Here is a 25,206-nt window from a genome sequence, read left to right as displayed (position 1 = left end):
CGACGATGCCCTGCCTCAGCGTTCCCCGCGGTGCGCGCCCTGTGGCGGAGCGACGGCACGCCGATGAGCGGCGGCGCGACCGGGGTCACCGGCCGCGACCTGCGGGACGACCGGCGTCCCGGCATGCGTCGGCCGGGAGGTCAGCCCGACAGGAGCGTCATGTCGAGGACGAGCTGGGGCGCCAAGGAGAACAGCACCGCCGCCGCCACCGCCAGTCCCGTCGCCGCCCACGCCGCCGGATGCCGCCGCGGCGCGGCGGGCGGGGCGCCCGGCTCGGGGACGAAGAGCCGGGCCGTCCAGACCACGTAGTAGTAGAGCCCGACCACCGTGTTGACCGCCATGACCAGCGCCAGCCAGGCCGCCCCGCCCTCTACGATCTCGCGGAAGACCACCACCTTGGCGAACAGCCCCGCCAGCCCCGGCGGCAACCCGGCCAGGCAGATCAGGCAGAACGCCAGCGACAGCCCCACCGTCGGCCGGCGGAGCGCCAGGCCCCGGTAGTCGCCGAGCTCGTTGCGCGGGGCGGCCCGGGAGACGAGCATGACCACCGCGAACGCGCCCAGGTTCATCGCCGCGTAGATCACCAGGTAGGCCACGGACGCCCCGGCGGCGCCGGCTCCCACGTCGCGGCCGGAAGCCTGGATGGCCACGGCCAGCGGCGCCAGGATGTAACCCGACTGGGCCACCGACGACCAGGCCAGCAGGCGCACGGCGGAACGCTGCCGCAGGGCCAGCAGGTTGCCCACCGTCATGGTGAGCGCCGCGACGACGGCCACGATCGGGGCCCACGTCGCCGACTGCCCGGGAAGGGCGACGACCAGGACGAGGATGAGCCCGGCGAACCCGGCCGCCTTGGAGATCACCGACAGCAGCGCCGCCACCGGGACGGGAGCGCCCTGGTAGACGTCCGCCGCCCAGGAGTGGAACGGCACCGCCGCGATCTTGAAGGCGAAGCCGGCCAGGACGAGCACGATCCCCACCGTCACCACCCCCGGCAGCCCGTGCTCCGCCGCCGCGAGCGACGACGACCCCTCCGGCCACCCGGGAGCCGGCGCCTCCCCGCCGAGCACCGCGGCGAGCCGCGACAGGAACACCGTGCCGCCGACCCCGTACAGCAGGGACACCCCGAACAGCATGACGGCCGTCGACACCACCGACACGAGGAAGAGCTTGACCGCGGCCTCCGAGGCGCGGCCGTCGTACCGCTTGAGCGCGGTGAGCGCGAAGACCGGCAGCGAGACCAGTTCCAGCGCCACCACGAGCATGATCAGGTCGCGGGCGGCGGGCAGCGTCACCGCGCCGACCAGCGTGCACAGCAGCAGGAAGTACCACTCCCCGACCGGGATGCCGCCGCCGGCCAGCTCGGTCATCGACATGAGCACGATCACCACGGCCGCCAGCAGCACCAGCCCTGTGAGCACCAGCGTGAACCGGTCCACCACGAACGAGCAGAGCCCCGGCTGAGCGTCGAGCCGCTCGGGCACGCAGAACGTCGACATGGTCCGGCCCGAGAAGGCCTGCGCGGTCACGAACCCCAGCGCCACCAGAACCCCCGCCAGCGTGGCGGCCCCCAGCCCGGCCGTGACCCTGGGCCCGGCGGGCAGGAAGGCGTCGAGCAGCAGTACCAGCCCGGCGACCAGGGCGAGCGTCAACGGCGCGGCGATGGCGAAATAGTCGATCTGCTGGATCATGACAGGGCTCCCAGCAGGGTCTGCACAGCCGGCGTGGTGAGGGCGAGCAACAGCTGGGGCCAGAGCCCGAACAGCAGGATCAGCACGATCAGCGGCACCCAGGCGACGAGCTCATGCCGCCGAACATCAGGCGACTCCCCCCGGTGAGGCCCCCCGGCCCCCGGTGGCGTCTCGTGCGGTGGACGCCCGCCCGGGGGTGTTTCCGTGTCCGGGAGAGGATGGACCGGCTGCTCGTCCGGCGGCTCGGGAAGGGTGGCGCTCAGCCGGCCGGTGACGCTCTCGCCCGCCGCGCGCGACGCCACCCCTGCGAGCACGTCCGGGCCGCCGGCGGTCGGCGCCGTTCCGGCGGAGACGGCCGGACCTCCGGAAGGCGCCCCCGCGGTGACGGCCGTGGGGCTGCCGTGGGTGACGCGGGAGAGCATGACCAGCAAGTACGCGGCCGTCAGCACCGCGCCCAGACCGCCGATGACCATGAACACCAGGAACAGCCCGCGCGGCAGCGCCGCCGCCGGCTCGAAGGCGCCGAACAGCGCCAGCATCTCCCCCCAGAACCCCGCCAGGCCGGGCAGCCCCAGCGAGGCGATGGCCGCGAACGTGAGGATCGCCCCCAGACGCGGGAGCCTGGCCAGCAGGCCGCCGCCCAGCGAGGGGATGTCGGCCGTGTGGTAGCGGTCCTTGATCGCCCCGGCCAGGAAGAACAGCAGGCCGGTGATCAGCCCGTGGGCGACGTTCGCGAACAGGGCGCCGTTGACGCCCGCCGTCGAGAGGGTGGCGAAGCCCAGCAGCACGAAGCCCATGTGACCGACCGACGAGTAGGCGATCATCCGTTTCAGGTCGCGCTGCGCGAGGCACGCCAGAGCGCCGTAGACGATCCCGACCACGGCGAACGCCCCCAGCCACGGCGCGACGGCCGCCGCCCCCTCGGGCAGGATCGGGATCGCGATTCTGGCGAAGCCGTAGGTGCCCATCTTCAGCAGCACCCCGGCCAGCAGGACCGAGCCGACCGTGGGCGCCTCGGTGTGGGCGTCGGGCAGCCAGGTGTGCAGCGGCCACATCGGCGTCTTGACGGCCAGCCCGAGGCCCACCGCCACGAACGCCACCACCTGCACCGCCCTGCTCATGCCCGCGCCGTGGCTCCCGGCCAGCTCGACGATGTCGAGCGTGCCGGTCTGCGCCCAGATGAGCAGCAGGCCGAGGAGCATCACCACCGACCCGAGCAGCGTGTAGAGGATGAACTTGACCGCCGCCGCCCTGCGCCCCTTTCCTCCCCAGATGGCGATCAGGAAGTACATCGGTATGAGGACGATCTCGAAGAACACGAAGAACAGCAGCAGGTCGAGCGCGAGGAACGTGCCGATCATGCCGACTTCGAGCACCAGCAGCGTGAACACCAGCGCCCTCGGCCGCGCCCCGCCCGGCCCGGGATGCAGCAGCTGCCCCGGCGCGGTCCCGCCACCCCAGCCGAGGTACGCGAAGCAGAGGAACACCAGCAGGGCCGTCAGCGCGACCAGCGGCAGCGAGATCCCGTCGACGCCCAGCTGGAAACGGAGGTCCAGCCCCGGGATCCACGCCAGGTCCACGGTGAACTGCGGCCTGGCCGGCTGCCCGTGGTCGAACGTCGCCACCATCACGGCGGCCAGGGCCAGCGTCACCCCGGACACCGCCATCCCGTACCCGCGCAGCACCGGCCGCAGCACGTCGGCCGCGACCAGGAGCAGCAGCGCCCCCAGCAGCGGCACCGCGACCATCGCGACGGTGAGCCAGCCGTTCATGCCGGCACCACCGCCCTCGCCGCCACGGGAAGACCGTTCGTCATGCGAACACCACCGCCCCCACCGCGATCAGAAGGACGCCGGCCAGCAGCCCGCTCACGTAGAGCTGGACGTTGCCGTTCTGGACGAGCCGCAGCATCCCGGACAGCCCGCGCGCCGTGCGGCCGGAGCCGCGTACGGCGCCGTCGACCACCACGTCGTCGGCCCGCGAGACGCCCCCGGCCAGCGCCAGCACCGGCCTGACCACGACCGCGGCGTAGAGGCCGTCGACGTAGAACGCCCGCTCGCACGGTACGCGCAGCACTCCCAGGAGCCGGGCCGGGTCCGCCAGCGGGTCGGCCCGCCAGGCGACGTACACGACGGCGGCGCCGAGCAGCGCCAGGGCCACGCTGATGACCGCGATCGGGAGGTCGAGGTGCGGCTCGGCGGCGAACCCGAGCAGCAGGGCCGGGACCGCGAGCAGCGCGACCGGCACCAGCATGGTGCGGGGGCCCTCGCGGACGTCGATGACGTGCGCGGTGCCGGGCTCCGGCTCCGGCAGCGCTACCGTACGCGCCCGGCCGAAGAAGGTACGCAGCCAGGCCCTCGTGGCGTACGCGCCGGTCACCGCGACGGTCGCGAGCGCGCACCCGTACAGGAGCAGGGCGGCGGCGTCCGTGACACGGCCGGTCAGGGCGCCTTCCATGGCCGCGAGCAGCGCGTCCTTGCTGAAGAAGCCGCTGGCAGGAGGCAGGCCCATGAGCGCGGCGAAGCCGACCGTGGTGGCCGCGAACGTCACGGGCAGCTCGCGCCGGAGCCCGCCCATCCGGCTCATCAGGTTGGAACCGACGTGGTGGATCACCAGCCCGGCGCAGAGGAACAGCAGCGCCTTGAACGCGCCGTGCGTGACCAGGTGGAAGATCGCGGCCGTGTCGGACCCGGCGGCGAGGCCGCCCGCCATGTAGGCGAGCTGGCTGATCGTGGAGTAGGCCAGCACGCGTTTCAGGTCGTCCTGGGCGAGCGCGGCCAGAGCCGCGCCGAGCATGCCGAGCGCGGCCATGACCGCGAGCACGTCCATCGTGGGACCGGCGGCCGTGAAGGCCGGGAACAGCCTGGCCACGAGGAAGATGCCGGCGGCGACCATGGTCGCGGCGTGGATCAGCGCGCTGATCGGCGTCGGGCCCGCCATCGCGTCGGGCAGCCACGTGTGCAGCGGCACCTGCGCGCTCTTGCCCGCGACACCGGCGAGCAGCAGCAACGTGGCCGTCACGAGCGTGCCCGAGGACATCTGGGGCACAGCGGCGAGCACATCGGCGATGCGGAAGCTCCCGGCGCCGACGCCCAGCACGAAGATCCCGAACAGGAAGCCGACGTCGCCCAGCCGGGTCACCAGGAACGCCTTGACGGCGGCGCGGGAGTTGCCCAGGTCCTCCCACCAGTGGCCCACGAGCAGGTAGGAGCAGAGACCCATGATCTCCCAGCCCACATAGAGCACCAGGAGGTCGCCCGCGTAGACCACGAGCAGCATGGCCGCGGTGAACAGGCTGACGAAGGCGCTGTAGGACGGGTAGCGGGGGTCGTCCTCGAGATAGCCGATCGAGTAGACCTGGACGGCCAGCGCCACGAGCGTGACCAGCACGCCGAGCAGCGCGGAGAGGTCGTCCGCCTGCAGCGTGAGCGAGATCGGCACGCTGCCGGTGACGATGGCGCCGTACGTGGCGCCCACGGGCTCCGAGCGCGGCCCGCCTTCGAGGTAGGCGAAGCCCTGGCCCCACGCCAGCCAGACGGCGAACACGGCGGCGCCCGCCGTCGGGATCACCGCGATCCAGGCCGCCCGCCGGTTGGCGCCCGCCGACGGCCGGCCGCGCGGCCATCGCGACAGCAGCAGCCCCGCCGCGGCGGCGGCGAACGGCAGGAGCACGGCCAGCAACGGGAAAATCGTCACGACGCGCCCCCTCGCCTCATGTGACCGGAATCCTCACCGGGCCGGCCCTCTTCCGCGCTCAGCCCTTCGGCGGACGGACCATCCTCGGCAGCCCGATCCTCACCACCCCGACCGCCGCCCCCGGCCCCACCTTCCTCAGACCGACCGCCCCCCTCAGACCGGCCGGCTCCTTCGTAGCGAGCTTCTTCCGGGAACCGGCTGCTCTCGGTCGGCTCGCCGGCTTCATGGGACCGGTCGCCCTCCCCGAACCGGCTCGGCGCAGCCGGACCATGGCTGGCCCCGGACCGGCCCGGTCCGCCCGGTGCTGTGTCAGGGCCGCTGCTGCCGCCCGCCCTTGGGCTCCCGCCGGAGGCGCCACCCCGACCAGAGGCCGGAGGATGACTGCGGGGTGGCGAGCCGCCGGTGGACGCTCCCACCAGGGCCGGCACAGCAGTGGCGGGCATGCGGGCTCCCGAGGCGGACCGCCCGCCCAGGTCGTCGTCGGGCGGGGGATCGTCCGCGGGCTCCGCCAGGTCGCGCAGGTGGTCGATGTCGACCGTCTTGCGGTTGCGGTAGAGAGCCAGGATGATCGCCAGGCCGACTCCCACCTCGGCCGCGGCGATCACGATGACGAACAGCGTCAGCACCTGGCCGCTGTGGAGCCGGTCCCTCAGCCACACGTCGAAGGCGACGAGGTTGAGGTTGACGGCGTTGAGCATCAGCTCGACCGACATGAGCACGAGGATCGTGTTACGGCGGGCGAGCACACCGTAGACGCCGATGGAGAACAGGAGCGCGGCAACCAGCGCCGGGTAGACGATGTGCACTAATGACCCCCGGTCTGATCGGTCGGCGACTCCTTGGACGCCCCCGTACGGGATGGGTCGGCAGCGGACGCGCCACCGCGAGTGTCCCCACGGCCTGCGCCGTCCGCCGGTCCGGCGGCCCAGGGCTCGTCACCACGGGCATCGGCACCACCCCGGCCGTCCCCAGGGTGGCCCCCCGGCGCACCCTCGCGAACGTCGGCGCCAGCCTGGCGCTCCACAGAATCACCCGCACCCGGCGTGGCAACGGAACTGTCCGCAAGGCCCCCCGCGCCCGGCCCGCCACCGGAACCGTCCCCGGGGTTCGCCGGGCTCGGGGGGGCGCCGCGGATGTCGGTGCGGGACAGGACGATGGCGCCGATCAGGGCGGCCAGCAGCAGCACGGACAGCGCCTCGAACGGGAGCACCCACGTGCTGAAGATGCTCGCCCCCAGCTCACGGGCGGCACCGGTGCCCGGCGTCAGCGGCGCGTAGGCGGTGCGGAAGCCGTCGATCACCACCGTCACCAGGACGCCTGCGGTAGCCACCGCCACCACGGCCGCCGCCACGCTGTTGCCGCTGTCGAGGTCGTCGGAGCGGCCCACCGGCGCCCTGGTCAGCATGATCCCGAACAGCAGCAGGACGATCACAGCGCCCACGTAGATGAGCACCTGCACCCACGCCACGAACTCGGCCGTGAGCACCAGGTAGCAGCCCGCCAGCGCGCCGAAGGCGACGACCAGCCACAGGGCCGCGTGGACGAGCTGTTTCGTGGTGACGACGAGCAGCGCCGAACCGACCGCCACCGCTCCCAGGAGCAAGAAGACGATCTCTTGTCCGGTGGGTGACAAATAGGAGGGCACCGCCTCGGTCACTAGTCCTCCTCGGGCTCCCTTGGCTCTTCATGACCGAGCCGACCGGGCGGGCGGATGGAACGAGGATCTGCCATCCGACGCCTTCGCGGTCTCGCGCCTGAAGTCTGCTCCCCCGAGCCATGCTCCGGCCGTGATTCCTCCCGGCCTGTGGAAAACTCCGGTCCCGGCTCCTCGCCTGTGGATGAAGCCGGCCCTTCGTCCGCCGACGACGTCTCGCCGGCAGCGTCGGAAGCCCCGCGGCCATGGTGCTCCGCGGGCGCGTCGCCGGCTTCGGCACCCGTGTCGTCCGCGCCTCTCCCGGCGGCTTCGGGAGCCGTTGGGGTCGCGGGGCCCCCGGTGCCCGCGCCGGGCGGGTTGTCCGCCGGGAGCGCGCCGGGCGGCCGGATGCCGCGCACGTTCGTCACGGCCCTGCGCGGCCGGCGACCCGGTGCCGCCTCGGGCGCCCGCCGTCCGGAATCCGCTCCGGAACCTGCTTCAGAATCCGCTCCGGAGCCTTCAAGTGCGGAGCCTTCCCGTTCGGAGCCTTCCGGCGCGGGGCCGCTCTCCGGTGCGACACCCCCCGCCTGCGCGGCATCCCCAGCCGACGCGGCCCCGCCTTCCGCCGCAGGTCCTCGGGCCACCGCAGGTCCTCGGGCCGCCGCAGGTCCTCGGGCCGGTGCCGAGCCGGGCGTGGTGTCCGGCCCGCTGAGGGCCTGCGCCGGGCCGGAGGTCGACTGCTCCGCCGTACGCCCGGGGGCGTCGGCGCGAGGGGCCGCGGCCGGTTCGGCGGCCTTGGCGCGGGCGGGACGGCGGGGGGCGGCGGAGAGCTCCTTGGGAGGGTCGGCCCCGGGGTCGTGGGCCGGTGGCGGCGGAACCGTCGGGACCCAGGTGGCCAGCTTGTCCTTCTCATGGAGAAGGTCGCTGATGTCTCCCTCGGCGTACTCGAACTCCGGCGACCAGAACAGCGCGTCGAACGGGCACACCTCGATGCAGATGCCGCAGTACATGCAGAGGGAGAAGTCGATCGCGAACCTGTCGAGCACGTTCCGCTGACGCGGCCGGCCGCCTTCGGGGGCGGGGATGGTCTCCTTGTGGGAGTCGATGTAGATGCACCAGTCGGGGCACTCCCGGGCGCACAGCATGCACGAGGTGCAGTTCTCCTCGACCAGGGCGATGACGCCGCGGCTGCGGGGCGGCAGGTCGGGCCTGACCTCGGGATATTGCTGGGTCACGGATTTGCGCAGCATGTGGCGCAGGGTGATGGTCAGCCCTTTCGCCAGTCCTACGCCCGGTATCCGTGCCATGGCTCAACATCATGACGCACTTGGCCTCGCCCGTGAATGCGCCAGCCCACTGTCCCCAGGTTTTCCACAGTCATCCACAGCCTAGCCCGAAGTTATCCACAAGAATCACGGCCGTCCGATATGTACAAGTACCCGGATGTAGTCTCTCGCCATGTCGTTGAACCATCCGGACCGTCCGAGCGGCGCGGCCTGGGCTGCCTCGGTCGTCTGGGCTGCCCTCTCCCTGTTCTCGTGCGGTTTGGCGACGCCTTTCACGATCGGTTTCGCGGCCTTCTGGCTGAGGAGCGCAGGCCAGTTCGTGGCCGCCTGTCTCTACACCGTCAACGTGGGCGTCTTCATCATCATGATCAGCACGTACGACCAGTTCGACGACATTCCCGAGCCGATGAGCTCGATCGTCTCCCTCATGTTCGTCATCGGCTGGATCAGCGGCGTGATCCACTCGGGCATCCTGGTGCCCGCGATGGCCAGGGCGCGTTCCGGAAGCCCCGCCATGGCCGTCCGCCCGCACACCGGCCTGCCCACCGCCTATCCCCCGCCCGACCTCCACCAGCGCTCCACCGCGCCCTCGACCCACCGTCGCCCAGGAGAGCCCGAGTGGATCGGCCACTACCGGGTGCTGCGGTCGCTCGGCCGCGGCGGCCAGGGCGCGGTCTACCTCGCGTCGGCGCCCAACGGCGTCCGCGTGGCCGTCAAGGTGCTGCACGACCTCGTCGACGAGACGGCGCGGACGAGGTTCGCCAGGGAGGTCGACGCCGCCCGGCGCGTGGCGACGTTCTCCACAGCCCGGGTGCTCGACGTGAGCATCACCGGCCAGTTCGCCTACATCGTCAGCGAGTATGTGGAAGGCCCCTCCCTGGAGCAGCTCGTACGGCGGCACGGGCCGCGCGACGAGGACGGCCTGACCCGGCTGGCGTTGTCCACAGCCGGGGCGCTGGCGGCCATCCACAAGGCGGGGGTCGTCCACCGCGACTTCAAGCCGAGCAACGTGCTGATCGGCCACGACGGTCCCCGGGTGATCGACTTCGGCATCGCGCGGGCGCTCGACCAGGTGACGGTGACCTCCGGCAAGATGGTCGGCACGCCCGCCTACATGTCGCCCGAGCAGTTGTCCGGCACTCCCGTGGGCCCGCCCTCCGACGTGTTCAGCTGGGCGGTGACGATGGTGTTCGCGGCCACGGGACGGCCCGCGTTCGGCGAGGACACCGTGCCCGCGATCTTCAACCGGGTGCTCACGTACCATCCGGACCTGTCGCCGCTGCCGCCCTCCGTGCGCGGCGTGGCGGGCGCCTGCCTGGCCAAGAATCCCGAGGACCGCCCTTCGGCGTCCGACGTGATGCTGGCGATCGTCCACTGACCACCGCTGGGCCGGGGGCGCGCCACGGCTGACCGGTAAGGGAGGCGGGACCGGGCTCGTCAGGCGGTCAGCGGGGACACCAGGTCGCGGATGACGGCGTCGAGCCGCCGGGCGGCGGCGGGGTCGGGGGTGAAGGCGACCGGCCTGCCTCGGACGTACGCGGAGAGCGGAGCGGCCGGCGGGCTGTCGATGAGCGCCGTCATCGGGAGGATCGCCTTCGACACCGGCTGGGCGAACAGCGCCGAGGCGAGCCTGACGAGGCCGCGTACGGGCTGGCGGAAGGGTTCGAAGAGGCCGGTGGCGACGAACAACGGGTTGTAGAGCACGTAACGGACGGGCTCGGCGGCGTAGGCGGCGGCCAGCAGTTCGGCGGCGCGCGCTCCCTGCATGGTGGCCTTGAACGGACGGTAACCGCGCTCCAGTTGCAGGTCGTCCCAGTGGATCTCGCCTGCCCTGATGCCGCCGACGCCGCACAGGTCGAGGACGACCGGGGCCTCGGCGCGCTCCAGGGCCGGGCGCAGGGCACGGCTCATGAGCCAGCGGTTGACCACGGACAGCGCGAAGGTGCGTTCGAAGCCCTCGTCGGTCTCACCCCTGGACAGCTGATAGCGGAAGGCGGCCAGGACCAGCACGTCGATGGCCGGATACGTGGAGCGGAGACGGTCGATCAGCTCGTTCGTCTGCTTGACGGAGCTGAGGTCGGCCCGGTCGAAGCGGGCCTGGGGGGCTTGTCGCCGGAGCCGGTCCTGGCCTGCCTGGCTGCTGCCGATGGCGATGACCTGGTCGCCCCGTTCGCTGTAGTGGCGGGCCAGGGCGAGGCCGATGCCGTTCGTGCCGCCGGTGATGACGACGGTGCGGGACATAAGTTGAGGTCCTCCTCAAGTTGAGACTGGCCTCAAGATAGCTAGAGTGAGTGGCATGCGCAAGGACGCCGTGCACAACCGTGAACGCCTGCTGAGGGCAGCCCGGGAGCTGTTCGCCGACCGAGGGCTGGACGTGCCTCTGGAGGAGGTCGCGCGCCGGGCCGGGGTGAGCATCGGGACGCTCTACAACCGGTTCCCCACTCGGGACGACCTGGTGGAGGCGGTGTTCGCCGACCGGGTGGCGGCGGTGCGCGAGCTGGCCGAACGCGCGCTGGCCGAGGACGACGCGTGGCAGGGGTTCGTCGACTTCCTGACCGGGGTGTGCGAGTTGCAGTCCGTCGATCTGGGCTGCAACGAGCTCGCCGTGCGCATCGCGGGGGCCGGCGGGGGCGGGTGGGCTCCGGGGGCGGAGCCGGTGAGCGCGGTCCAGGCCGGGGAGTCCGCGGGCACCGACAGGTCCGGCACCGACGAGGGGCACGCCCTGATGCGGCGGATCGTGGCGCGGGCGCAGGAGGCGGGGGTGTTGCGGCCGGACCTGACGCTGGAGGACCTGGCGTTCGTCATCTGGGGGGTCGCGGGCACCGTACGGGCGACGTTCCGGACCGCGCCGGGGGCCTGGCGCAGGCACCTGGCCCTGAGCCTCGACGGCCTGCGCGCCGAAGCGGCCCGGCCCCTGCCCGTTCCGCCCATGACCACGACCCAGACCCGGGAAGCGCTCGGCGGGTGCGGCTGACAGGCGTGAGCGTGCCCGCGAAGGGCTGAACGGGGTCAGGGCTCGTAGACGTACGGGGTCGTGGTGGTGAGGGGGTGGAAGCCGAGGCGTTCGAGGATCGGGCGGCTGTCGGCTGAGGCGTCCACCTGGAGGTAGCGGTAGCCGCGGGCGGCGGCGATGCGGGTGCGGGAGGCGACCAGGGCCCGGTAGAGGCCGCGGCCGCGCCAGCCGGGGACGGTGCCGCCGCTCCACAGGCCGGCGAACCCCGTACCGGGATAAAGCTCCATACGGGCGGCGCTGACCGGCTCGTCCCCGGCCATGACCACGAACGCCACCAAGGTGTCCGCGGCGAGCTGGGCCCGGAGCGCGGGGGCGAGGTCGGAGAAGGTGCCGAACGCCTGGTCGTGCACCGACATCATGAGGTCCACGTCGGCATCCGTGGTGACCGGACGAAGGCTGACACCGCCGGGAAGCGCGACCTCCGTGTCCAGGTCGGAGATCTCGGCGACCATCAGCGTCTCCTCATCGCCGGGGACGAACCCGGCTTTCAGGAGACGGGACGGCAGATCCGAGGGCCGGTCGTAGGCATAGAGCTTCCACTCGAACCCGCGCCCCGGCGAGGTCAAGGACGAGACCTGGGCGGCGATCTCGGCATCGGCCGTGGCGTCGTCGAGGTCCGACCAGATGACGCAGTCCCACCCGTCCCCGAGGTAGCGGATCACCCGGCCCACCCGTTCGACACGGTCACCAGGGCTGATGGGCCGGGCGTCCCGCCTCAGCCCGCGGTCGAACGCGGCCAGCGCCTCGTCACGGTTCATGCCGCCAGCTCAGCACCACGGCGAGGGAAGGCGCAACGAGGTTTCCGCGGGCCGACACGCAGCGCCCGACAAGCGAGACCCGTCCCGGCCGCCAGGGAGCATGGTCGTGGAAGCCGTAGCCGCACATCCCGCCAAGACAGGGGACGCGGTCGCGGAGAGCCGTGGCCGCACATCCCGACCAAGACGGATCCCATGGTCACGGGGAGCCGTGGCTGGACGTCCTGACCAGGTCGACGTACTCCTCGCGGCTGAGCCGGAACACCGACAGGCTCATGTCGTTGCCGGCGGCGAGGCGGTGCAGGTCCTCAGGCGGCCACGGGCCGGGGATGTGGTGCAGGGGCCTGCCGGCATGGTTCAGGATGAACAGGCCGGACCGGTCCTCGTACTGGTACGCGAGCATGCCGGCCGCCCGCCCGGGCGCTCTGCCGATCTCCAGCGGGGCGAGCTCCTCCCCGATGTTGTGGATCTCCAGCTCCTTCGAGGCCCCGATCACCAGGTTGGGGCCGTGCAGCGGGCCGGCGCGCATGCCCTTGCTCGCTTCGTACCGGCGCCAGCGGGCCTTGATCGGGCGGAGCGCCAGCAGCAGCGGGCTGAACGCGACCACCAGCCACTTCACCTCGACCAGATCGATGAGCACCCGGCCGAGCACCGACAGCCCGCGCCAGGCCGCCCAGGCGCCGACCGAGGCCAGGTACACCATCACCGCCAGCCCCACCGCCCCGGCCGCGTAGATCAGCGGCAGCCGCCACCGTGACGGCTTCGGCGGGGGCACGCCGAGAACCCGCCGCCACCCGGGGGCGCGGCCGGACAGCCGGGCGCGTACCCGATTCGAGACCTCGAACCGGCAGCCGTCGACCGGCACGCCGGCCACGGTGCCGAAGCCGATCACCTGTTCCTGCGGCCAGGCGCCGGGCAGGTCCAGCAGGACCAGGCCGTCGCGGTCGAGCGCGGCCAGGCCGGTCACCCGCTGCCCGTCACTCCCGGCCTGCCGCCGGTCGTAGCGGTAGTGGTAGAGCATCGCGGGCCGCACCCGTACGGAATCGTCGCAGGCGGTGGCCACCAGCATCGGGCCGTCCCACGTCAGGACCGTCTCCGGCACCGGGCCGCCGTCGACAGCCGGGCCGATCGGAGTCAAGCGGTACGTCATCGAACCCCCTCGAAAAGGGCCCCGTACGGTCAGACGAACGGAGGGCACCGGGAGTTTCAGACCAGGACCTGGACGACCCCGGTGATGGCGAGCTGGAGGAGTGCCAGCGGCACCAGGCCGGCCCAGGCGAGCTTCTGCAACTGGTCCTCGCGCAGCCGCGGGAAGGTGACGCGCACCCAGATGACCACGAACGCCAGGGCGAACACCTTGACCAGCGTCCACAGCCAGCCGGGCAGCAGCGGCCCCTGCCAGCCGCCGAGGAAGAGCACGGTGGTCAGGAACGACACCACGACGATGCCCGCGTACTCGGAGAGCATGAACAGGGCGAAGCGCATGCCGGTGTACTCGGTCATCGGGCCCATGATGATCTCGGACTCGGCGATCGGCATGTCGAACGGCGGCCGGCGCAGCTCGGCCAGCCCGGCGACGAAGAAGACCACGCCGCCGATCGCCTGCCACGGCAGCCACCACCACTGCCACGCCTCGACGATGCCGGGCAGCGAGAGGGTGCCCGCGGCCATCGCGACGGAGGAGGCGGCCAGGACCAGCGGCAGTTCGTACGCGACGAGCTGGGCGGCCGCCCGCATGCCGCCGAGCACCGAGTACTTGTTAGCCGACGCCCATCCGGCCATGATCGAGCCGAGCACGCCGACGCCCATGACGGCGAGCACGAAGAAGAGCCCGACGTCGAGGTCGACTCCGACGAACCCGTCGTCGAGCGGGAGGGCGATCAGCACCACCAGGTAGGGCACCAGGGCCACGCCCGGAGCGATCATGAAGACGCGCCGGTCGGCGGCGGCCGGGATCACGTCCTCCTTCTGCATGAACTTGACGCCGTCGGCGATGAGCTGGGCCCACCCGTGGAACCCACCGGCGTACATGGGGCCGAGACGGGACTGCATGTGGGCCATGACCTTGTGCTCGGTCTGCCCCACGATCAGCGGCAGGGCGAGGAAGATGACCAGGATCACGGCGAAGTGCAGCACCACGTCAAGCATCAGGTGACCCCCAGTCGGCCGGCACGCCCGGCGGCAGAGTCTTGCGGCGGCTCGGCGCGCCGTGGCCGGACTCGCCGGGCTCCTTGGCCCCGGGCCACTGCTTGGCGACCCGGGCGGCCAGCACGAAGTCCTTGCGCAGCGGGTGGCCCTCGAACCCGTCGGGCAGCAGCAGCGGCACCAGGTGCGGGTGGCCCTCGAAGATCACCCCGAACATCTCGTACGTCTCGCGCTCGTGCCAGTCGGCGCCCCGGTAGACGCCGACGGCGGTGGGCAGGCGCGGGTCGTCGCGCGGCACGCCGGTGCGCAGCAGCAGGCGCTCGCGGGTGTCGGGGTTGTAGACGTGGACGACCACCTGGAAAGCCCCGGGCGGGTCGTCGACGCCGGTGAGCCAGTCGAAGAAGGCGTAGCCCAGCTCGTCGCGGACGTAGGTGAGCAGCTCGATCCAGTCGCCGGGGGCGACGTCGACGACGGTGTCGCCGAAGGAGTCGGTGACCTCGGCGCGGCCGGCGAGCGGCCCGGCGGGGAACCCGGTCACACGTCCTCCCCGTGGGAACGCGACCAGAGGTAGCGGTCGCCGAGGTTCTCCTCCGCGATCTTCTCCTGCAGCTTCATGATGCCGTGGAGCAGGGCCTCGGGCCGGGGCGGGCAGCCGGGCACGTAGACGTCGACGGGCACGATCTGGTCGACGCCGTTGGTGACGCAGTAGGAGTCCCAGTAGGGGCCGCCGCTGTTGGAGCAGGCGCCGAACGAGATGACGTACTTGGGGTCGGGCATCTGCTCGTAGAGGCGCTTGACGGCCGGGGCCATCTTGTCGGTGACCGTACCGGAGACGATCATCAGGTCGGCCTGGCGCGGCCCGTTGGCGAACGGGATGACGCCGAACCTGATGAAGTCGTGGCGGCTCATCGAGGTGGCGATGAACTCGATCGCGCAGCAGGCCAGCCCGAAGTTGAACACCCACAGCGAGTAGCGGCGGCCCCAGTTGAGCACGAACCGCATGGGTTTGGGCGCGAGCCGCGAGATGGGGCCCACGGTCGGCATCGGGAGATCCGTCGCTGCCATGCTGCCATTGTTGCGCGGATCAGGGAGGAGGGCTACGTCCAGGTCAGGACGCGTTTGCGCCAGGCGTAGAGGATGCCGAGGGCGATGAAGCCCAGGAAGACGAACATCTCGACCAGTGTGGTGAGGCCGTAGCCGGGCGCGTCGAAGACGGTCGCCCAGGGGAAGAGGAAGACCGCGTCCACGGCGAACACCACGTAGAGGTAGGTGAAGACGTAGTAGCGGACCTGGGACTGGGCCCAGCCGTCGCCCACCGGGTCGACGCCGCACTCGTAGCTGGTCAGCTTGTCGGGCGTGGGCCGGGTCGGGCGGAGCAGCCGGTTGACCATGAGCGCCCCGGCCACGATCGCGACGCCGATCGCGAGCAGGGCGGCGACCAGCAGGTAGGACCCGTAGTAGCCGTCCATGAACGCGATCGTAACCCAGTCAAGGCTAACGCCCTATACCTCCAAATCCAGGCAAATCACAAGATCTGCCACATATGCTCACATACATGCCAAAAGTTCGATCTATGGGAGGAATCTTCCTGCTGGCCCTGGCGGCCTCCGGCTGCGGACTCGCCTCGGCCACTCCCCCGCGGGACGGCCGGCTCCCCGCCGACCCCACCAGGATCGACTTCGTCGACCCCGCCGGCGTCCCGGGGCTGACACCCCGGACCCTGAGCGGCGACGACGCCCTGACCAGGCGTGCGCACCTCAGCCACCCCGAGCTGAGCGGCGCGGAGCCGCTCAGCGAGAGACTGCGCGAGGACGCGCGGCGGCGGCTGAGCGAGTTCCGCGAGAGCGCCGCCGGGCAGCAGCCTTCGCCCGACCTGACCTCACCCGAGCTGACCCCGCTCGAGCTGAACGTCGACTGGCAGCTCGTCGCCGCCGGCGAGGCGATCGGGGTGCGGTTGCGGGCCGGCCGCTCCCACGGCTCGGGCTGGGAGTACGCCACCACGACGCTCTGGTACGACACCCGCGCCCGCCGGGCCGTGGACTCGACCGGCCTGCTGAACGGCGGCCCCGCACTGCGCGAGGTGGCTCACCTGGTCGCGGCCGGGCTGCGGGACCGCGGGCCCGAGGTGGACCGGGATCAGGTGATCCCCGATCCCGACCGGTTCGACTCGATGGCCTTCAACCGGGACGGCGACCTGGTCGTGGAGTTCGACGAGTGCGAGATCGCGCCGTGCTCGCTCGGCAGGCTGGCCGAGGCCGTGCCCGCCGGTCGGGTGTGGCCGCTGCTGTCGGACACCGGGCGGCGCGCCCAGCAGACCGCCCGCCTGCATGGGCAGCGGGTGGCGGTGAAGGAGCCCCAGGCGTCGTCCTCCCCCGCCCCCGCCGCCGCGAGCAACCGCGCGGGCACCGTCGACTGCACCAAGGCCAGGTGCGTCGCGCTCACCTTCGGCGGCGGTCCGGGGCCGGAGACGGGCCGGCTGCTCGACACGCTGCGGGAGGCCGGCGCCCGCGCCACGTTCTTCGCCGTCGGCGGCAACGCGGCCGCCGCGCCGGAGCTGCTGCGCCGGATGAGCGCCGAGGGCCACCTCGTCGGGAACCACTCGTACGAGCACCGCGACCTGGCGCGGCTGCCCTCCAGCAAGATCGCCGACTCGCTGACCCGCACTCAGGACGTGGTGACCGCGGCGATCGGCCGGCGCCCGACGCTCGTCCGCGCCCCGTACGGGTCGGTCGGCCCCGAGCTGCGCACGGTCGCCCGCGAGCTCGGGCTGTCGCTGGTGGACGCCGACGTCGAGAGCTCCGACTGGCGCGACCTGGACGCCGGCGAGATCTCCGACCGGGTGGTGAACCGGACGCACCCCGGCGCCATCGTGCGCCTGCACGACACGCGGAGCACGACCGTCTCCGCCGTTCCGGACATTCTCGAACGGCTCGCCGGGAAGGGATACACCTTCGTCACCGTTCCAGAGTTGTACGGGGCGGCAGGGATGCAGGCCGGGCACCTCTACAAGTCAGGGATCGCACCCGTGCGCAAGGAGCCCCTGACGTAGCAGAAGTGGCGGGGGGACGTATAGTTGGCGATCGTGACCCGAACTGTCCTCTTCGCACGCCTGCATGTAGACCTCTGCAGGCTCGCCGCAGGGCTGTGTCGCACCTCTGTTGTCGCCGCCGCACTCTGAATTCACCGCGTTTACCCGCTTCGGGCGGTGTGCAAACGCGCGACCTCCTGAGGATCTAGCATGGAAAAGAGAACGCGCCAGAAGCGAACGCGCCCAGGCGCGTCGAGGAGGACCGAGCTGTGACCAAGCAGGTTCAGCAACTCGACCGGGTGATCATCCGGTTCGCCGGAGACTCCGGCGACGGCATGCAACTCACCGGCGACCGGTTCACCGCCGGCACCGCCGAGTTCGGCAACGACCTGTCCACGCTGCCCAACTTCCCCGCCGAGATCCGCGCCCCCGCCGGCACCCTGCCCGGCGTGTCCAGCTTCCAGCTGCACTTCGCCGACCACGACATCCTCACCCCCGGCGACGCCCCCAACGTGCTCGTCGCGATGAACCCCGCCGCGCTCAAGGCCAACCTGGCCGACCTGCCCCGCGGCGCCGACATCATCGCCAACACCGACGAGTTCACCAAACGCAACCTGGCCAAGGTCGGCTACCCCGCCAACCCCCTGGAGGACGGGTCGCTGGCCGAATGGCGGCTGCACGCCGTCCCCCTCACCTCCCTGACCGTCAAAGCCCTGGAGAACTTCGACATCTCCAAGAAAGACGCCGAACGCGCCAAGAACATGTTCGCGCTCGGGCTGCTGTCATGGCTCTACCACCGGCCCACCGAGCACACCGTCAGCTTCCTGCAGACCAAGTTCGCGCGTAAGCCGGAGATCGCCAAGGCCAACATCGCCGCCTTCCAGGCCGGCTGGAACTACGGCGAGACCACCGAGTCGTTCTCGGTGTCTTATGAGGTGAAACCGGCCCGGCTGGCGCCGGGCCTCTACCGCAACATCTCCGGCAACCAGGCGCTGGCCTACGGCCTGATCGCCGCCGCCGTCCAGGCCCGGCTGCCGCTGTTCCTGGGCTCGTATCCGATCACCCCGGCCTCCGACATCCTGCACGAGCTGTCCAAGCACAAGCAGTTCGGCATCCGCACCTTCCAGGCCGAGGACGAGATCGCCGGAGTCGGCGCCGCCCTGGGCGCGGCGTTCGGCGGCGCGCTCGGGGTGACCACCACCTCCGGGCCCGGCGTGGCGTTGAAGGCCGAGACCGTCGGCCTGGCCGTCACCACCGAACTGCCGCTGATCGTGGTCGACGTGCAGCGGGCCGGCCCCTCGACCGGGATGCCGACCAAGACCGAGCAGACCGACCTGCTGATGGCCTTGTTCGGCCGTAACGGCGAATCCCCGCTGCCGGTCATCGCCCCCATGTCACCCAGCGATTGTTTCGACGCGGCTCTGGAGGCGGCCCGGATCGCGGTGGCCTACCGCACGCCGGTGATGCTGCTGTCGGACGGGTATCTGGCCAACGGCTCCGAGCCGTGGCGGCTGCCCGGCATCGACGCCCTGCCCGACATCTCCGCGCCGTTCACCACCACCCCCAACGGCCCGGACGGCTCCTTCCTGCCGTTCCTGCGCGATCCGGACACGCTGGCGCGGCCGTGGGCGGTGCCGGGCACGCCGGGGCTGGAGCACCGGATCGGCGGCATCGAGAAGGCCGAGGGCAGCGGCAACATCTCCTACGACCCGGACAACCACGACCGGATGGTGCGGCTGCGGCAGGCCAAGATCGACGGTGTGGATGTGCCCGATCTGGCCGTGGACGATCCCGGCGGGGACGCCCGGGTGCTGGTGCTGGGGTGGGGGTCGACCTACGGCGCGATCGCGGCCGGGGTGCGGCGGGTGCGCGCGGCGGGCGGCAAGGTCGCCCAGGCGCATCTGCGGCATCTGAACCCGTTGCCGGCCAACACCGGTGAGGTGCTCAGGCGCTACGACAAGGTGCTGCTGCCGGAGATCAACCTGGGTCAGCTGGCGTTGCTGCTGCGGGCCCGGTTCCTGGTCGACGTGATCAGCTACAACCGGGTGCGCGGGCTCCCGTTCAAGGCCGAGGAACTGGCCGGAGTGATCCAGGACGTGATCGACAGTGGCGACAGCAGCGACAGTGACGACAGTGGTGATCGACAGTGACTGAACTCATCAACGGCACCAGCACCGGCTCTGGCAAGGGTCAGGGACTGTCGCTGGTGCCCAGGGCCGAGGCCAGGCAGAGCCTGAAGGACTTCAAGTCCGACCAGGAGGTGCGCTGGTGCCCCGGCTGCGGCGACTACGCCATCCTGGCCGCCGTGCAGAGCTTCCTGCCCGAGCTCGGGCTCAAGCGCGAGAACATCGTGTTCGTCTCCGGGATCGGCTGCTCCTCCCGGTTCCCGTACTACCTCAACACCTACGGGGTGCACTCCATCCACGGCCGGGCTCCGGCGATCGCGACCGGGCTGGCCGCCTCCCGGCCGGATCTGAGCGTGTGGGTGATCACCGGTGACGGTGACGCGTTGTCGATCGGCGGCAACCATCTGATCCACGCGCTGCGCCGTAACGTCAACCTCAACATCCTGCTGTTCAACAACCGGATCTACGGGCTGACCAAGGGCCAGTACTCGCCCACCAGCGAGGTCGGGAAGATCACCAAGTCGACGCCGATGGGGTCGCTGGACAAGCCGTTCAACCCGATCTCCCTGGCACTGGGGGCGGAGGCGTCGTTCGTGGCCCGCACCCTGGACAGCGACCGCAAGCATCTGCAGTCGGTGTTGCGGGAGGCGACCGCGCACCGCGGCGCGTCGCTGGTGGAGATCTACCAGAACTGCAACATCTTCAACGACAACGCCTTCGAGCCGCTCAAGGACCCCGAGGTCCGCGACGACATCACGCTGCGGCTGGAGCACGGCCGGCCGATCGTCTCGGCGTCCAAGGCCGTCGTCCGGGCCGCCGACGGCGGCCTGGACGTCGTGGCCCGCGACGGCGTGGCGGAGGACCGGATCCTGGTGCACGACGCGCACCGCCCGGACCCGTCGGTGGCGTTCGCGCTGTCACGGCTGGACGAGCCGGCGTTCGAGCACGTCCCGATCGGGATCTTCCGTCAGGTCGACCGGCCGTCCTACGACACGCTGATGGCCGCCCAGCTGGAAGAGGCCGTGGCGCAGAAGGGGCCGGGCGATCTGGCCGGGCTGCTGACAGGCGGCGACACCTGGCGCATCGGCTGAACCCGGCCCGCATCTGAGGCGTCGCCGGCTTCCGGCGGCGCCTCAGACGCGTGAGAGCAGCCGATCGCTGACGAAGCAGAGCATGCCGAACTCCCTGGCCCGGCGGCAGGCGACATCGGTGACCGCTCGGAGCGGGGTGGCGCGGGTGGCGGGTCCCGGGTGAGGATGCCGGGGTGGCGAAGGCGTGGTGGGGGGTCGGCGCGGCGGGCGTCGTCGCTCTGGTGGTCGTCGCTCTGGTGGTCGTCGCGGTGCTGGCCGCCGCCCCGGGCCCCGGGGACCGGCCGGACGGCTCGCCGGGCCCGCAGGAGCGCTCGACCGGCTCGCCCGGCCCTCAGCAGCGCTCGACCGGGTCGCCCGGCCTTCCGGTGCCGGTGCGCGTCGTGCCGGACGGGTTTCCGGACGCGGCGAGCACCGGGGTGCCGCCGGGCGTCCGGCTCGACGTCGTCGCCGGTGACCGGACGTTCGCCGCCGACGGCGAGGTGGTCGAGGGCAAGGAGTTCCGCGGCTTCGTGACCGTCACCGCGCGCGGCGTCACGTTCAGGAAGTGCCGCTTCCTCGGCGGGAAGGCCGACCGGACGCGCCCGCTGCTCGACACCGAGCACGCCCGCGACACCGTGGTCGAGGACTCGGAGTTCCATCCGGCCCACCCGTCGCCGTCGGTCGACGGCCTCTGGGCGGCGCGCACCACCATCCTCCGGTCGGAGTTCACCGGCACGGTCGACGGGATCAAGGCGCACACCGGCACCGTGGTCCGCGACTCCTACATCCACGACCTGGGCTGGTTCGCCTCGGACCCCGACCAGGGCGGCGGCCCGACCCACAACGACGGCGTGCAGGCCTTCGCCGGACAGACCGGCGTCACGATCGAGCACAACACGATCGACCTGTCCACCACCCGCGACCCCAACGCCGCCGTCCAGTCCTCGGCCGACGACCTGCGCGTCGAGGACAACTACCTGGACGGCGGCGCGTGCGTGGTGAACCTCGACCACACACCGCTCGGCCGTCCGCTGCGCGGCCAGCGCGTCACCGGCAACCGGTTCGGCCGCGCCTCCGCGTACGACTGCCCGATCCTGCTCAGCACCGAGACGGAGCTGAGCGGGGACGGCGGCAACGTGTGGCACGACACCGGCGGGCCGATCCCCGAACCGGAACGGCACGACTAGCGGGAGTGGCACATGTGGGACGGCACGCCGGCGCTCGTCACGGGCGCGACCGGGTTCATCGGGGCGCACCTGGTCAGGCGGCTGGCCCTGCTCGGGGCGCGGGTGCACGCGGTCAGCCGCCGTCCGCCGGAGATCTCCGCGTACGGCGAACGGTGGCACGCCGCCGACCTGAGCGATCCGGCCGCCGCCGCGAGGCTGGTCGAGCGGATCGCGCCCGAGGTGGTCTTCCACCTGGCCAGCGAGGTGACCGGGGTGCGCGAGCCGGGCGTGGTGGCGCCCACGCTGGCGGCCAACCTCACCGCCGCGGTCAACCTGCTCACCGCCGTCGTCGGCGCTCCCGTACGCGGCGTGGTGCTGGCCGGGTCGGTGGAGGAGCCGCGCGACGGCCTCGCGCCCGGCTCGCCGTACGCGGCCGCCAAGGCGGCGGCCACCGGTTACGCGCGCATGTTCCACGCGCTCTGGCAGGTGCCGGTGTCGGTGCTGCGGGTGGCGATGGTGTATGGGCCGGGCCAGCGGGAGACCTCGCGGCTGATCCCGTACGCGACGCTGGAGTTGCTGCGCGGCCGGGACCCGGAGCTGACCTCGGGCGCCCGGATGGTGACGTGGGTGTACGTGGAGGACGTGGTGGACGCGTTCGTGCTGGCCGGATCGGGACAGGCGGCCGGGATGGCGCTCGACGTCGGCACGGCCGAGCCGGTCTCCATCCGCGACACGGTGGAGCTGCTCGCCCGGGTGGTGGGCGGGCCGGGGCGGCCCCGGTTCGGCGCGGTCGCGGCCCGGCCGCTCGACCGGACGCAGCGCTCGGACCCCGGCCCGGCGGAGCGGGTGCTGGGCTGGCGGCCGGAAACGGAGTTGGAGGAAGGACTGCGCCGAACCGTCGCCTGGTACGCAAAGCACCTGTAACACCCCATCCGGGGCAGCGATATCCCTCCTGACGACTGACGCAGGGGGCGGGATGCGTGCGGTGACCAACCTGACCGTGCACGGCATCGGCCGCACCATCCGCGAGCTGGATCCCGGCGAGGGCGACACCTGGGTGAGCGTGGCGCAGTTCGAGCAGGTGGTGGACGCCGTGGCGGGACGGCCCGACGTGCGGCTCACGTTCGACGACGGCAACGCCTCCGACGTGGAGATCGCGCTGCCGCGGCTGGTCGAGCGCGGGCTGAAGGCCGAGTTCTTCGTGCTGGCCGGGCTGCTCGGCGAGCCGGGCCGGCTGAGCTCAGAAGGGGTGCGCGAGCTGCTCGGCGCGGGCATGCGCATCGGCTCGCACGGCTGGGCCCACCGCGACTGGCGCACGCTGGGCCCGAGGGAGGCGGCCGAGGAGCTGTCGGCCGCGCACCACCTGCTGGGGCAGCTCGTCGGCGAGCCGGTGTCGCGGGTGGCGATCCCGTTCGGCTCCTACGACCGGTCGGTGCTCAACCGGCTCAGGAGCATGGGCGTGACCCGCGCGTACACCAGCGACGGCGGCCGGGCCCGGCCGGGCGCCTGGCTGCAGCCGCGCACCAGCCTCCGCCACGACCTGGACCGCGGCTGGATCACGCGGATGCTCGACGGAGGACTCCCGCTGCAGCGCCGGGCGGCCAAGCTGGCGATGCGCCTGTACAAGCGGGTGCGCTGATGGCCCGGGTCGCCGTGGTGATCGTCACCTACAACAGCGCCGGCGTGCTCGGCGGCTGCCTGGACTCGCTCGCCGCCGGGGCCGAAGGGGTGGAGCTGACGGACGTGGTGGTGGCCGACAACGCCTCGCGGGACGACTCGGCCGCCGTCGCCGAGCGGGCCGGTCCGCCGGTCAGGATGGTCCCTGTCGGCAGGAACGCGGGGTACGCGGCGGCGGTCAACGCCGGGATCGCGGCGCTCGACCTGGACGCGGTCGACGGCGTCTACGTGCTCAACCCCGACTGCCGGCTGCGCCTCGGGGCCGTGGCGCCGCTGCTGGAGTGCCTGCGCGAACCGGGCCGGGGCATCGCGGTGCCCCGCATGCTCAACCCGGACGGCTCGCTGCAGCCGTCGCTGCGCCGGCGGCCGACCGTGGGGCGGGCGCTGGTGGAGGCGGTGATCGGCGGCACCCGGGCAGGGTGGCTGGGCCGGCTGGGCGAGCTGGTGACGGACCCGCGCGACTACGAGCGGCCGGGGGCGTTCGCCTGGGCGACCGGGGCGGCCATGCTGATCTCGCCCCGGGTGATCCGCGAGGTGGGGCCGTGGGACGAGTCGTTCCTGCTCTACAGCGAGGAGACGGACTTCTGCCTGCGCGCCGCCGACCTGGGCTGGGTCACCTGGTACGAGCCCGCGTCCGTGATCGAGCACCTCGGCGGCGACTCCGGCGTCGACCCCGTGCTGGCCGCCCTGCTCGTGGTCAACAAGGTGCGCCTGTACCGGCGGCGGCACGGGCCGCTGGCCGGGCTGGCCTACTACCTGGCGGTGCTGGGCGGCGAGTCCGTACGCGCGCTCGCGGGCCGGCGCACCTCGCGCGCCTCCGTCGCGGCCCTGGTGCGGCCGTCGCGCCGGATGACGGCGCTGCCGCAATGAGCCGCGCCCCGGCCCTGCGGGTGGTGCCGTTCGACGCGCTCTCAGCCGCCGAGCTGGACGCCTGGCACGCGCTGCGGGCGGCCAACCCGGCGCTGGACAGCCCGTACTTCCATCCCGGCTTCGCCGCCGCCGTGCACGCGAGCGGGCGGGCCGTGCACGTGGCCGTGAGCACGCGCGACGGTGGGATCGACGCGCTGGTGCCGCACCACCGCGACGGGCGGGTGTTGCGGCCGGTCGGCTGGCCGGGCGCGGACTTCCAAGGTCCGGTGCTCGCCCCTGGCACGCCGTTCCGGCCGCTCGGCCTGCTGTCGGAGGGGGCCGCCGCGTACGCCTTCGACCATCTGGTGGAGGCGGCCCCGGGGTTCGGGCCGTGGGTGCTGGGCCGCAGGCCGTCGCCGTACCTGGACGTCACCGGAGGGCTGCCCGGTTATTTGGGGCGGGCCTCGCGCAGCGGCAGGGACAACATGGGGCAGGCGCGGCGGCGGGCCGCGAAGGCCGAGCGGGAGCATGGGACGGTGAAGTTCGAGGCGGACTCGCGGGACCGGGACGCGCTCGCGCTGGTGATCGCGCTCAAGCGGGCGCAGTACGCGGCCACCGGCGCGGCCGACCACTTCGCCGAGCCGGACCGGGTGCGGCTGCTGGAGAGCCTGCTCGACGCCCGCGACGGGTCGTTCGGCGGGGTGCTGTCCACGCTGCACGCCGGGCCGCGGCTGGTGGCCGCGCACTTCGGGCTGCGTGCGGGCGGGGTGCTCCACTGGTGGTTCCCGGTGTACGACCCGGAGTTCGCTCGGCTGTCACCGGGCTGGATGCTGCTGCGCGAACTGGTCGCCGCGGCCCCAGCGCTCGGCGTCTGCCGGATCGACCTCGGCAGGGGCGAGGACGAGTACAAGCGGCGGGCCAAGACCGGCGAGACCTGGGTGTGCCAGGGCCTGGTGACGCGGAACCCGGCCCGTCGGGCGGCGGCGGTGGCGATGGCCAGGGCCCGGGCGGCGGCAAGATCTGTCCGGACTAGGACACGTACGTAACGTTCCAATGGACATGCCCGACATA

General features: G+C 72.3%; 22 protein-coding genes and 1 pseudogene. 10 read left to right on the top strand and 13 right to left on the bottom strand.

Going from position 1 to position 25,206, the window contains the following annotated elements; translation table 11 throughout:
* Positions 1 to 140: 140 nt before the first annotated feature.
* The 6 genes and pseudogenes from ACQEUU_RS05740 to ACQEUU_RS05715 form a co-directional block, all read right to left on the bottom strand.
* A complete protein-coding gene (locus ACQEUU_RS05740; protein WP_433061261.1) occupies positions 141 to 1,691 on the bottom strand; it encodes an NADH-quinone oxidoreductase subunit N in 1,551 nt (516 codons plus the stop codon).
* The gene (locus ACQEUU_RS05735; protein WP_433061258.1) at positions 1,688 to 3,463 is read right to left on the bottom strand and encodes an NADH-quinone oxidoreductase subunit M; all 1,776 of its coding nucleotides are present in this window, start codon (positions 3,461 to 3,463) and stop codon (positions 1,688 to 1,690) included. The genes ACQEUU_RS05740 and ACQEUU_RS05735 overlap by 4 nt, the downstream gene beginning before the upstream one ends.
* Before the next feature lie 40 nt (positions 3,464 to 3,503).
* A complete protein-coding gene (locus tag ACQEUU_RS05730; protein ID WP_433061255.1) occupies positions 3,504 to 5,387 on the bottom strand; it encodes an NADH-quinone oxidoreductase subunit 5 family protein in 1,884 nt (627 codons plus the stop codon).
* A gap of 497 nt (positions 5,388 to 5,884) precedes the next feature.
* Positions 5,885 to 6,193, bottom strand: a pseudogene (nuoK, locus tag ACQEUU_RS05725) (NADH-quinone oxidoreductase subunit NuoK); the annotation flags it as partial.
* Positions 6,193 to 6,975, bottom strand: a complete 783-nt coding sequence (locus ACQEUU_RS05720) for an NADH-quinone oxidoreductase subunit J family protein (protein ID WP_433061252.1) — start codon at positions 6,973 to 6,975, stop codon at positions 6,193 to 6,195. The pseudogene nuoK and the gene ACQEUU_RS05720, both read right to left, overlap by 1 nt.
* 68 nt (positions 6,976 to 7,043) lie before the next feature.
* Positions 7,044 to 8,327, bottom strand: a complete 1,284-nt coding sequence (locus ACQEUU_RS05715; RefSeq protein ID WP_433061250.1) for a 4Fe-4S binding protein — start codon at positions 8,325 to 8,327, stop codon at positions 7,044 to 7,046.
* 238 nt (positions 8,328 to 8,565) lie between these two features.
* On the opposite strand from ACQEUU_RS05715, the gene ACQEUU_RS05710 reads away from it, so the two are divergent.
* On the top strand, positions 8,566 to 9,684 hold the full coding sequence (locus ACQEUU_RS05710) for a serine/threonine-protein kinase (protein ID WP_433061247.1): 1,119 nt from the start codon (positions 8,566 to 8,568) through the stop codon (positions 9,682 to 9,684).
* 59 nt (positions 9,685 to 9,743) lie between these two features.
* On the opposite strand, the gene ACQEUU_RS05705 is transcribed toward ACQEUU_RS05710, so the two are convergent.
* Positions 9,744 to 10,547 (bottom strand): SDR family NAD(P)-dependent oxidoreductase, encoded by an 804-nt coding sequence (locus ACQEUU_RS05705; RefSeq protein ID WP_433061244.1) that lies wholly within the window; start codon positions 10,545 to 10,547, stop codon positions 9,744 to 9,746.
* A gap of 55 nt (positions 10,548 to 10,602) precedes the next feature.
* Here ACQEUU_RS05705 and ACQEUU_RS05700 point away from each other — a divergent pair, with 55 nt between their 5' ends.
* Positions 10,603 to 11,280, top strand: coding sequence for a TetR/AcrR family transcriptional regulator (locus ACQEUU_RS05700; protein WP_433061242.1), 678 nt, complete (start codon positions 10,603 to 10,605; stop codon positions 11,278 to 11,280).
* Positions 11,281 to 11,315: 35 nt separating this feature from the next.
* Here ACQEUU_RS05700 and ACQEUU_RS05695 read toward each other — a convergent pair whose 3' ends face one another.
* The 6 genes from ACQEUU_RS05695 to ACQEUU_RS05670 all read right to left on the bottom strand — a co-directional run bounded on the left by ACQEUU_RS05695 (position 11,316) and on the right by ACQEUU_RS05670 (position 15,688).
* Positions 11,316 to 12,077, bottom strand: a complete 762-nt coding sequence (locus tag ACQEUU_RS05695; protein ID WP_433061239.1) for a GNAT family N-acetyltransferase — start codon at positions 12,075 to 12,077, stop codon at positions 11,316 to 11,318.
* 196 nt (positions 12,078 to 12,273) lie between these two features.
* Positions 12,274 to 13,224: a hypothetical protein gene (locus ACQEUU_RS05690; protein ID WP_433061237.1), complete on the bottom strand. Its 951-nt coding sequence runs from the start codon at positions 13,222 to 13,224 to the stop codon at positions 12,274 to 12,276.
* 56 nt (positions 13,225 to 13,280) lie between these two features.
* Entirely contained in the window at positions 13,281 to 14,222 is a 942-nt protein-coding gene (nuoH, locus tag ACQEUU_RS05685; RefSeq protein WP_433061234.1) for an NADH-quinone oxidoreductase subunit NuoH, read from the bottom strand.
* A complete protein-coding gene (locus ACQEUU_RS05680) occupies positions 14,215 to 14,757 on the bottom strand; it encodes an NADH-quinone oxidoreductase subunit C (protein ID WP_433061231.1) in 543 nt (180 codons plus the stop codon). Before ACQEUU_RS05680 ends, nuoH begins: the two co-directional genes overlap by 8 nt.
* A complete protein-coding gene (locus ACQEUU_RS05675; protein ID WP_433061228.1) occupies positions 14,754 to 15,284 on the bottom strand; it encodes an NADH-quinone oxidoreductase subunit B in 531 nt (176 codons plus the stop codon). Before ACQEUU_RS05675 ends, ACQEUU_RS05680 begins: the two co-directional genes overlap by 4 nt.
* A 32-nt stretch (positions 15,285 to 15,316) precedes the next feature.
* Positions 15,317 to 15,688: an NADH-quinone oxidoreductase subunit A gene (locus ACQEUU_RS05670; RefSeq protein WP_433061226.1), complete on the bottom strand. Its 372-nt coding sequence runs from the start codon at positions 15,686 to 15,688 to the stop codon at positions 15,317 to 15,319.
* Positions 15,689 to 15,792: 104 nt separating this feature from the next.
* Here ACQEUU_RS05670 and ACQEUU_RS05665 point away from each other — a divergent pair, with 104 nt between their 5' ends.
* From ACQEUU_RS05665 to ACQEUU_RS05630, 8 genes are all read left to right on the top strand, one after another.
* Positions 15,793 to 17,268 (top strand): polysaccharide deacetylase family protein, encoded by a 1,476-nt coding sequence (locus ACQEUU_RS05665; RefSeq protein ID WP_433061223.1) that lies wholly within the window; start codon positions 15,793 to 15,795, stop codon positions 17,266 to 17,268.
* A 248-nt stretch (positions 17,269 to 17,516) separates the two neighbouring features.
* Positions 17,517 to 19,397 (top strand): 2-oxoacid:acceptor oxidoreductase subunit alpha, encoded by a 1,881-nt coding sequence (locus tag ACQEUU_RS05660; RefSeq protein WP_433061220.1) that lies wholly within the window; start codon positions 17,517 to 17,519, stop codon positions 19,395 to 19,397.
* Positions 19,394 to 20,464: a 2-oxoacid:ferredoxin oxidoreductase subunit beta gene (locus tag ACQEUU_RS05655; protein ID WP_433061217.1), complete on the top strand. Its 1,071-nt coding sequence runs from the start codon at positions 19,394 to 19,396 to the stop codon at positions 20,462 to 20,464. The genes ACQEUU_RS05660 and ACQEUU_RS05655 overlap by 4 nt, the downstream gene beginning before the upstream one ends.
* A gap of 173 nt (positions 20,465 to 20,637) precedes the next feature.
* The gene (locus ACQEUU_RS05650) at positions 20,638 to 21,630 is read left to right on the top strand and encodes a hypothetical protein (protein ID WP_433061214.1); all 993 of its coding nucleotides are present in this window, start codon (positions 20,638 to 20,640) and stop codon (positions 21,628 to 21,630) included.
* 12 nt (positions 21,631 to 21,642) lie between these two features.
* Entirely contained in the window at positions 21,643 to 22,533 is an 891-nt protein-coding gene (locus ACQEUU_RS05645) for an NAD-dependent epimerase/dehydratase family protein (protein WP_433061212.1), read from the top strand.
* Positions 22,534 to 22,585: 52 nt separating this feature from the next.
* Entirely contained in the window at positions 22,586 to 23,248 is a 663-nt protein-coding gene (locus tag ACQEUU_RS05640; RefSeq protein ID WP_433061209.1) for a polysaccharide deacetylase family protein, read from the top strand.
* Positions 23,248 to 24,156 carry a glycosyltransferase family 2 protein gene (locus tag ACQEUU_RS05635; RefSeq protein WP_433061206.1) on the top strand — a complete coding sequence of 303 codons (909 nt, stop codon included), beginning with the start codon at positions 23,248 to 23,250 and terminating at the stop codon, positions 24,154 to 24,156. Before ACQEUU_RS05640 ends, ACQEUU_RS05635 begins: the two co-directional genes overlap by 1 nt.
* Positions 24,153 to 25,181, top strand: coding sequence for a GNAT family N-acetyltransferase (locus tag ACQEUU_RS05630; RefSeq protein WP_433061203.1), 1,029 nt, complete (start codon positions 24,153 to 24,155; stop codon positions 25,179 to 25,181). The genes ACQEUU_RS05635 and ACQEUU_RS05630 overlap by 4 nt, the downstream gene beginning before the upstream one ends.
* Positions 25,182 to 25,206 lie beyond the last annotated feature (25 nt).

Source organism: Nonomuraea sp. CA-218870 (assembly GCF_050936535.1).
GTDB classification, from domain to species: Bacteria; Actinomycetota; Actinomycetes; order Streptosporangiales; family Streptosporangiaceae; genus Nonomuraea; species Nonomuraea corallina.
This window is presented reverse-complemented; position numbering and strand designations above follow the sequence as displayed.